Raw genomic sequence first — 9,219 nt, 5'->3', positions numbered from 1 at the left:
TCCGCGGTCGTCATACGGCTCTGCTCCCAGATCTGAATCGCCTGATCCAGATCAGCGTCACGAAATTCGCGCAGTCGCCATACCGGCATACACACTTCCAACCAGGATCGAGGGGTGGGTGGACCGAAGCGCTCCTCCCAGTAAACACCGGCCGCACTTGTGAGCAAGCCATTCTCTGAACTCCGCCGGGCAGGCGGATCGGCGCCTCCGCGAGCGGTGGCAACGATGCCGCCCACTGGCGCGACGGAGCTGGGTGATCGGCTGCTCCCGCCCCGGCGGCGTCGAGTCGTTCGCGACCACGCTGCCGAACCGCTCGACGTAACACCCGCTGAACGCGAACTGCTCACATCTCGGGGCGGCCAATCCGGCTTCGCACGCCGATCAGCGTCAAGGAAGTTGCAGGTCAGAGGCATACACCAGGTTGGGAATATGGGTCAGCTCCCCCTCCCGACATGAACCCCCAAAGAGGCGTGGATTTCGTCATGGCGGGCCCGGCCTATCTCAGGCGTGTGGCGGCACGCAATCGGCAGACCTACGCGTACTATGTCCCGCTCATCATGTCGCGAAGACGGCCCACACCCAACGCACCTCGTCTGCCGCTGACACCAGGCGGATCGGCGAGCTCGAGTGTCGATTGGAAGCGCGCGATCATCATCGCGGACAGGAATCGGTGGGCGAGCCCAACGGGGGTGCTGTTGGGAGTCCTGGGTTGTTCGCCGGTGTCGGACTCGTCGTCACAGAAACCCCTTCCGATGCTGGTCGGAAGGGGTTTCGTGTGTCGGGCTGACAGGATTTGAACCTGCGACCACCTGACACAGGTTCTAGTTTTCTGAACGGGTCTCACTATTGCCGAAAAAGACTGGTAGATAGAGTCTTTCATGATCCACGCATCCTCGACATGACCTGAAATATCCCGAAGGTTCCGGCTGAAAGTGTGAGATTTCGGTGAGATCAGCAAATGCGTGCGATCACCTACCGACGATCCGCGCCCCGCCGCTCGCCGAGTCGACGCATGAGGTCAGGCATCATCCGATCGAGGAGCCGTCCGGCCTACAGAGTTGACCAGCGTCTGCGTGTCGATCTTCCGGCACACCGAGCAAAATCAGAGACAGTAAACACATAGCAAACGTCTCGACGGCTTGAGCCGATCAACGTTACTGTGGGGCAGGGAGGCGGCATTGATCCGCGAGCGCTTGGCCGAAACTCCGTCGTGGACAGAGCGTTTCGCGCTCATGGAGGTGTTGCTCGCTCGCCGCTGCACGGTCGGGCGGTCGGTTGAGCCGGAAGTGGTCTGGGCCTGGCGGCGGATCCGGGCCGGGCACGGCCTGGTCCGGATCGATGCCCTGGCCGATGAGGTCGGTTGGAGCCGCAAACGCCTGTGGTCCCGATTCCAAGCGCAAGTCGGTTTGCCGCCGAAGCGAGCGGCGACATTGATCCGGTTCGACCGTGCCGTCCATGGCCTCGCCGCCGGAATCGACCCAGCCCGGGTCGCGGCCGAGGGCGGCTACGCCGACCAATCCCACCTGCACCGCGATATCGTCGCGTTCACCGGCGTCACGCTGACGGCCGTTGCCCGCGAATCCTGGCTGGCCGTCGACGACATCGCATGGCCGCAACAAGGTGCCCTGCCGCAGCCGAATTGAAATCAGCGGCATGGTGGCTGGTTCGCCGATGATCGGCTCGGCCGATGAAGCTGAGGCTGCGCCCGTCTCGGACGCAGCGGCTAGACCTCGGCGTTGCGATGTATCAGCTCGGCGGATCGCAGGGCGCGTCCGACGCGTTCGAGCCATCTGGCTTCGTCGAGCAATGTGTCGGTGCCGCCCTGTTCAGCGGACAGGGTCATCGTCGTGTTGTGCCGAGGCGGGTCGCCTGCTTGTTTCGCCGTGATCGCCGAGGCGATGACGGCCGCCTCGATCATCGGGCCCCGCTCATGGTCCGGCAAGCCGAGCGCGTCGTACCGATCGGCGGCGAGTTGTCGCGCCTGTGGATCGGCATACCCGCGCAACGCCAGTTGTGCGTCCCGAATGTCGATGATCCGACGACAGAGCCGAAATTCAGCGTCCCGCAAGGGATTCCATTCGCGGCTGGCAGGCAGCGGCACAATGCTCGTCGTGCCGGTCGCGGATGCCAGGTGCCAGCTCAGCGCACTGAGCTGTCGTTCGGCTCGGTGGCATCGGTAGGCGTGCAGCAGCGCCCCTAGAAACTCGCCCCCCGAGGGCAGTGCCATCCCGGTGATAACGATGAGCAGTCCGGTTACGGTGAGTAGTCCGTCCACGGTGGCATACACCGGCCGGGGTGCGTGGCCGAGATCGACGGTGACCAGTACGTATCCGAGGAAGGCCAGGCGCGCGATCACGGCGATGCCGCCCAGTGCGATTACCCGGAATCCGATGCGTAGCCAAGGCTTCGCGGTGAGCGCGGCATAGCGGAACCCGAACACCACCGCCGCGACGGCGCTGACACCGACGTAGCAGATGAACAGATACCGATATTGGGCATCATTCGCGGAGGCCGGTGGGAAGGCGGCGAACAGTAGGACGACCGCGCAGACGACAACTGCGAAACCCGCGTAGCACAGCGGGGATCTGCGCCGCGCGATCTCGGTCCGGGTGGTGAGGTACACGAACCATATCTGGCTCGCGCACACCGCGAGCATCGCCGTGATGTCACTGAGCAGGATGCCTATTGTCCGGATATGAGTGTGCTGGTCGATGGCATCGGATTCGAGCCAGAGCAGCATGGTGGCCAGGATCGCGGCAGCAAAAAGCGCACTCGCACGGTGCATCCCGTTGCCCGGATCCCGCATGATGTCGCGAGCCTTGATGGCCAGGACGGCGCCACACGCGCCCGCCGTGAGCAAGATGAGCAGGATCGGGTCGGTGGTCACAGCGATTTGTCCAAGCGGCGGACTATGTCGGCGATCGCCGGATCGGCCGCGACGGTGATCGGCTGGCTCGACCGGTGTGCCCGTCGCAAGAGCAATGTCGCCGTCATCTCGGCCTCGGTTTCCTGCTCGGTCGATCCGCAGGACCTGGCGAGCACCTGTCCTTGGATCTCGTGGGCGACGTGCACGAACATGCAGTGCCGTCGATCATCGCCGATCGACTGACCGCGGTGACCGAAGAGTAGATGCGCGAATTCGTGGAAGATGATCTGCTGGCGGTGGATTGGGCTGGCGGACTCCTCGTAGATGACGGAATGCCCGCGTTCATCGGTGATCAGCAAGCCGAGTGGGCTCGCCGGGGGCAAGGCCATCGGGATCAGTTCGATCCGTCTGCCCACATGACGCTCCAGACGCTCGCACACCTCGCCGATACCGAAACGAGCCGGTAGCCAGAGCGTATCGATTCGCTGTTCGCAGCGCTTCCGCAAATCAGTGGTCCGCATGGCAGTCCTTGCTGGGTTGAGGTTTTCGTGTGCTACTGGTCGTCGGGGCGGCCTGCGGGTAGTCGCTCCAAGAATCGAGCCAGCGCGCTCAGGTGCCGGAAGGTCGGGTTGTCTCGTTGACTGGTGCGTAGGTACCAGACATATGAGGCTGTGTCGTCCACCGATCGCCCTTCCGTCAACTGGAATGGTTGCGAACCATTATCACTTGACAACCGTTGACAGGACACGCCACGCGTGGCAATAATCAGGCCCGTCAACTGATGTGAACAGGATTTACCTGACACTCACGCGTGTTGACAGGCTGTAGATGCGTTATGTCTTGGCGAGAGGACCGGCAGTGGGCAGAAGCACCCCGGAGGCCGATCGTCGGCAGGTCCTCGGTTCACCGCGACATTGCTCGACACCGGCACGAGCAGGCCATGGCCCTGGTTGTGCACCCAACGCCACACAGTCTCGTCCTGCGGCCGGTCGGGACCGGCCGCGCGGCCGTGTCGGTCGGCTACGCAAACTGTCAGTCCTATTGGCTCCGATAGTGAATTGGCCAGAAAAAGGACCGGGTACCGAATCACATCGGCTCCGGTGCAAGAAGGATATCGGCACAGTGTGTGGCATCCAGGGGTCGCGATGAAGGATTACTCCCAGCAGATACTGAATGGGGAGGGCGACAACGACTATATCCGTTACATGCGCACCGATCGACTTCTCGATCTGCAGCGTCGCTCGGATGAGATGGTGCACCGTGACGAGTTACTATTCCAAATAGTCCATCAGTCGACCGAGTTGTGGCTGAAGCTGGCCTGCACCGAGTTACGCAAGGCGGCCGACCATATCGATAATGCCGATCCGAACAGTGCGATCGCATTGTTGACCCGAGCGTCTCTGGCAATGGATCTCATCACCGATCAGTTGGAGATGATACGCCATCTGTCACCTTGGGACTTTCAGACTATCCGTACCGTTCTCGGCCACGGTTCGGGATCCGATTCTCCGGGCTGGCTTTCGGTGCGGCGAGATAGCCGGACTATCGGGAAATCATTCACCACGTTCGTGCGGAATCGGGGTGTCGACCTGGTCGAAGTATATCGGTCCGCGCAGCAATCCGAAATACACCGCTTGGCCGAGGCGCTGATCGAATGGGATGAGCGGGTATCTTTGTGGCGGGTGCGGCACTTCAAGATCACCGCACGGTTGATCGGGCATAATGCGACCGGCACACAGGGCACGCCGGTCGCAATGCTGACCAAATTGATCTCGTACCGGCTTTTTCCCGAACTGTGGGAAATCAGAAGTTTCCTTACGGAGACCGGGCCGATGGCCCAGCAGAATGCCGAGCTACCCAGGAAGTTCGGCGATGAGTAGTCGGCCGATGTCTCCCGAGGCATTCCGATGTCACTTTCCGATGTTGCAACGCGCAGTACATCTGGCAAGTTGCAGCGTTGGGGCTCGTTCGGTGGAGCTCGATCGTGCCGTGTCTCGGATGCTGGCGGAGATGACCCGGGCCGGTGCGGCGTGGGAGGCATTCGAGAACCAGGTCAGGGTGGCACGAAATCGGTTTGCGGCACTGATCGGCGCGCGGCTCGACCAGGTGGCGGTAGTTCCCAACGCCTCGATCGGCGCCTTCCAGATCGCGTCGACGCGCAGCTGGCAAGCTCGCCCTCGTATCGTCACCACAACGGCCGAATTTCCGTCTATTGCCCATGTCTGGCGTGCCCAGAGGCAGTGCGGCGCCGAGGTTGTCGACGCCGGTCATACGGTGGATAGTTTTACCGCGTTGATCGACCGAACAACCCGCTTGGTTTCGGTGCCCTTGATCAGTTATCAGCACGCCGTGCGGCTGCCGGTCATGGAAGTGGTCCAGGCTGCGCACGCGGCCGGTGCCGAAGTCTTCGTCGACGCCTATCAGGCGGTCGGTGTGGATCCGGTCGACGTCGGGAGCCTCGGCTGCGATTTCCTCGTTGCCGGTACTTCGAAGTACCTACTCGGCTTGCCCGGCCTCGCTTTCCTCTACGCCCGCACGCCTGAATATTGCGACCACAATCCGACTTCGACAGGCTGGTTCGGGCGAGTCGACCCGTATGCCTTCAACTCCCTCCAATTGGATTTCCCGGCATCGGCGACTCGATTCGAAACCGGTACACCGGCGATACCGGCATGCTATGCCGCCGTGGCAGGGCTACAGCTTGTCGGTGAGCTGGATCTCGCACTTGTTCGCAATCATGTATCGCGCCTGGGCGAACTGGCTCGCGAGCAATTGAGCGCACAAGGTGAGCGTGTGTGCGCCGTCCCGCCCGAGCGCCGTGGAGCACATATAGGAATTATCGACCGCGACCCCACCGGACTGGGTCGCCAACTGGCCGGACACAACATTGCGGTCAGCCCACGTCACGACGTGGTACGGGTGTCATTTCACTATTACAGCAATGTCGAGGACATCACCGCTCTATGCGCAGCCCTGCGCGAAATCCGGCGCACGTTCTGAATTTTCTTTTGCAAGATAGGAAGGCTCTGATGTCCACCGCTGAACTCATGTCGTGGCTATGCGAGCCAGCCGCTGAGCGATTCCCCTACGACGAAGTCCTCGGCGGATATCACAGTGTCGGCAAGCACTTCGTGCCCACCGACACGTTGCAACTGCTCGACCAGGCCCGCGCGATACTGCCCCGGCTCGGTGGTCCTTGGCCACCGGTACGAGTCCTTGCCGCATTTCTGGACTGCGCGCTGGATAAACTGGACAATCGATATAGTTACCAGACTTACCTGGCGCTGCGGCTGCTCGAATTGCCCGTCATCGATGATCCGATAGAGCAGGCGCTTTTCGCGCGGTCTCGGTGTGATCGGCGCACTGTGCAGCTGCTCGCGGATGTTCTGGCCTTCGAACTGGCCGCGATGCATGACCGAGCCACACTGCTGCCGACGATGCGCCCGCCACGGAGTGTGCTCGACAAGCGGATTCGGCATGGATTGCGTGCGATCCGGCCAGCGCTGGCGCGCTTGGCATTGGACCGCGGATCGACCGACGACGAGCCAGCCGACCGCGCGCGGCAAGTCAGTGCCCTCGTGCACGCCGATATGTCCTTTGCCGAGCGGCGCGTGCTCCAGCTGAGCATCCTGCCGGTCTACACCATCCACGACGAGTACCTGTTTCTTCGGGTGCTGCAGACCTTCGAGACAACCTTCACGCTTCTGGCCATGCACCTGCGTGGCGCTGTGGCAGCGCTGGCCGCCAGCGATGTGAGCCGAGCAGTCCACTTCATCAGCAACTCGACCACTGCGCTGCGCGAGGCGGCACCGCTGTTCTCGATGCTTGCCACGATGCAGATCGAGTCCTTCCGGACTTTTCGTCAGTTCACCGAGGGCGCCAGCGCGATCCAGTCGCGAAGCTACAAGCTCGTCGAGTCGCTGTGTCGGCGTCCGGATGCCGAGCGGGTCGAGTCACCCGCGTACCACTCGGTGCCCGAGGTTCGCGACCGGGTTCTCGCCGGTCAGGAATGCACGCTCGACGATGCCTTCACCGGTGCGAGCCGCTCGGGCGACATCGCCGGATCCGAACTGGCGCGGCTGGCGGACGTGATGGCGGACTTCTCGGCCGCTCTACTCCGCTGGCGCACCACTCACTATCGACTTGCGGTCCGCATGCTCGGCGGCGCCAGTGGCACGGGATATACCGAGGGCACCCCCTACTTGGCGGCCTCGCGCGCGATTCCGGTTTTCACCGCCGTCGAGCCCGTCGGCAACATGGCTCCCGACAACCCGATTGTGGTCTGACACTTCACGATTTTGCCGCCTCCTCGGGTCCGCGCGGCAGTCACTCGTCGGCGGGTCGGCCTGCGGGCAGTCGCTCCAATCGGCGGAAACGGTTGATGACGTCGGTGACCGCGGCCAGGCTTTCGGCGGACAATCCGGCTGCTCGTAGCGCCACATCGCGTACGCCCGCGTCGCGCATGGCGGCCAGCAGACCGAGTTCGGCGTCGACCTCGCGACTGGTTTCGTCGTCGAAGAAGTAGGCCGGGGGAACTCCGAAGAATCGGGCAAGGGCGCTCAGGTGCCGGAAGGTGGGATTGTCTCGTTGACCGGTGCGTAAGTACCAGACATAGGAGCCCGACATCTTCACCTCCTGATCGCGGGCGATAGCGGAGGCGACCTCCTCGTTGCTGAACTCGCGACCGTCGGGCCTGCGTACGACGTCGAACAGATGGGTCAATTTCGACGCCAACGTCGAGGGAGTTTCGTCTTGGTCCACCGATCGCCTTTCCGTCAACTGGAATGGTTCCCAACCATTATCGCTTGACAACCGTTGACAGACAATGAGAGGCATGGTGCAATCGGGGTATCAACTGGTGTGAATGCGATTTGGTACCACAGTCACACATGTTGACGTGGCTGGCATCATGCGCGGGCGGGGGTTCCGAAGGGAGAACACGTGGGTCAACCGTTGTGGGGCGATCCCGACGGGCTAGAGGATCTCGCGGCGTTGGCCGATCGGATCGCGGATGAGCTTCGCGAGCTTGCCCCGCCCGGGTGGCGACGGTTGGAGGCGTGGTTCGCGATGACCGTGGTCGCCGAATCGGCGCTGCTGATGGTCGACGATGGCAGCCGGTCGACCCGGCATCAGGTGTCAGATGCGGTGTGGGAGACGGTGCGTCGGCATCGGCGGCTGTCCGCGAGTTCGGAATGCGGGCCGTGGTGGCGGTTGCTCCTGCGTATCGACGCGGACACGGTGGAAGTCGTCGTCGATCAAGGCGCGGAGGAGCCGTTCCCCGGTGAGCAGTTGTTCGCACCGGATGCCTATCTGGCTGACTTGGAACGCTATCCGCGCGCTCGGTTGCCGGTGTGGTTGGCGGCTTATATCGGGCGCGGTGAACCTCAGTCGAGGCCGCCGCAGGCCGCCGTCGACGGGATACGTGCGGACCGGCGGGCGGGTGTGCGGGCGCTGGCCGTGGATGGCGAGCTGCCGGAGCTGGCGGTGTTGTGGGCCCGGTGGGCGGTACTGGCCGCGGCTTTCGTGGCGGTCGGATCGACACGGGGGCCGCGGATCGGACCGTCGGTTGGCATCTTCGAAAGTGCGGGACGCAGCGGCTCGACATTGACGCTGCTGCCCGGTGATCGGGCGGTGCTGTCGGGCGGGGTGTGGGATGCGCCAGTTTTGGACGCCGCGTACAACGGGGGCGGCCCGATGCCGAAATTATTTGCGGGAGCGCCGGATTGGGTTGCGGACCCGGTGCTCAATCCGCGTGCGATAACCGGGTTGCTGTCGTTTTGTTACTGGTGGGAGTCCGGTCGATGGTATCGCGGCGAATCCGCGCCGATACCGGAGTGCGCACCGGCACTGCCCGCGGTGTGGACGGTCTCGACGGTTGCCGGAGTTGTCGGCAGCCTGCTGGGTGACCGGCCGGAATCCGCCGAGCTGTTGGTGTCGGCGGCGCAGGCGGGCGCGGTGACCCGCGAGGCGATGGTGCAGGCCATCGGGGATGGCGATGGAGTCGATATCGACGGCGGACTATTCCAGTTGATGCTCGCGGATCTGGTTGCCGATCAGGTCGCCGGGATCCGCGAAGCGGATGCGCTCGATCTGGTTCGCGATCACATTCGCCAGCGGAGTTACGACACCACCGGATACTCGGTGTCGGCGTTGCGGGCCGATCGCATCAGCGTGGGCTGGTTGGTGCGTTCGCCGGTGCCGGACGGTGAAATGGCTTTGGACCGTGCGGTTTTCTATGTCGCTGACGATGGCGTAGTCGAGCGCTCGACGTCTTCGGTGCCGCTGTCGGTATTCGTAACGGAATTCGAGCGACGGTTCCGGACGCGTAGCAGCGGCCGAGTCTGACCGACGGG

8 protein-coding genes are annotated in these 9,219 nt (G+C 63.2%); 5 read left to right on the top strand and 3 right to left on the bottom strand.

The genetic code is table 11. The annotated features are described in order from the left end of the window. The first annotated feature begins 1,178 nt into the window (after positions 1–1,178). Entirely contained in the window at positions 1,179–1,643 is a 465-nt protein-coding gene (locus ACZ60G_RS36245; protein WP_465816057.1) for a helix-turn-helix domain-containing protein, read from the top strand. An 80-nt stretch (positions 1,644–1,723) separates the two neighbouring features. On the opposite strand, the gene ACZ60G_RS36240 is transcribed toward ACZ60G_RS36245, so the two are convergent. Continuing rightward, complete coding sequence (locus ACZ60G_RS36240) at positions 1,724–2,887, bottom strand: MAB_1171c family putative transporter (RefSeq protein ID WP_465816055.1); 1,164 nt, start codon at positions 2,885–2,887, stop codon at positions 1,724–1,726. Then, entirely contained in the window at positions 2,884–3,387 is a 504-nt protein-coding gene (locus ACZ60G_RS36235; protein ID WP_387288146.1) for a hypothetical protein, read from the bottom strand. Before ACZ60G_RS36235 ends, ACZ60G_RS36240 begins: the two co-directional genes overlap by 4 nt. Positions 3,388–4,011: 624 nt before the next feature. Between ACZ60G_RS36235 and ACZ60G_RS36230 the strand changes: the two genes are divergently transcribed. The 3 genes from ACZ60G_RS36230 to ACZ60G_RS36220 all read left to right on the top strand — a co-directional run bounded on the left by ACZ60G_RS36230 (position 4,012) and on the right by ACZ60G_RS36220 (position 7,152). Then, a complete protein-coding gene (locus ACZ60G_RS36230; protein ID WP_465816052.1) occupies positions 4,012–4,746 on the top strand; it encodes a tryptophan 2,3-dioxygenase family protein in 735 nt (244 codons plus the stop codon). 118 nt (positions 4,747–4,864) lie between these two features. Continuing rightward, a complete protein-coding gene (locus ACZ60G_RS36225; RefSeq protein ID WP_465816050.1) occupies positions 4,865–5,866 on the top strand; it encodes an aminotransferase class V-fold PLP-dependent enzyme in 1,002 nt (333 codons plus the stop codon). 29 nt (positions 5,867–5,895) lie between these two features. Next, the gene (locus ACZ60G_RS36220) at positions 5,896–7,152 is read left to right on the top strand and encodes a tryptophan 2,3-dioxygenase (RefSeq protein ID WP_465816048.1); all 1,257 of its coding nucleotides are present in this window, start codon (positions 5,896–5,898) and stop codon (positions 7,150–7,152) included. 40 nt (positions 7,153–7,192) lie between these two features. On the opposite strand, the gene ACZ60G_RS36215 is transcribed toward ACZ60G_RS36220, so the two are convergent. Continuing rightward, on the bottom strand, positions 7,193–7,627 hold the full coding sequence (locus tag ACZ60G_RS36215) for a helix-turn-helix domain-containing protein (protein WP_465816047.1): 435 nt from the start codon (positions 7,625–7,627) through the stop codon (positions 7,193–7,195). Between the two features lie 180 nt (positions 7,628–7,807). Here ACZ60G_RS36215 and ACZ60G_RS36210 point away from each other — a divergent pair, with 180 nt between their 5' ends. After that, entirely contained in the window at positions 7,808–9,211 is a 1,404-nt protein-coding gene (locus ACZ60G_RS36210; RefSeq protein WP_465816045.1) for a hypothetical protein, read from the top strand. Positions 9,212–9,219: the final 8 nt, after the last annotated feature.

Source organism: Nocardia sp. NPDC102475 (genome assembly GCF_055584605.1).
This window is presented reverse-complemented; position numbering and strand designations above follow the sequence as displayed.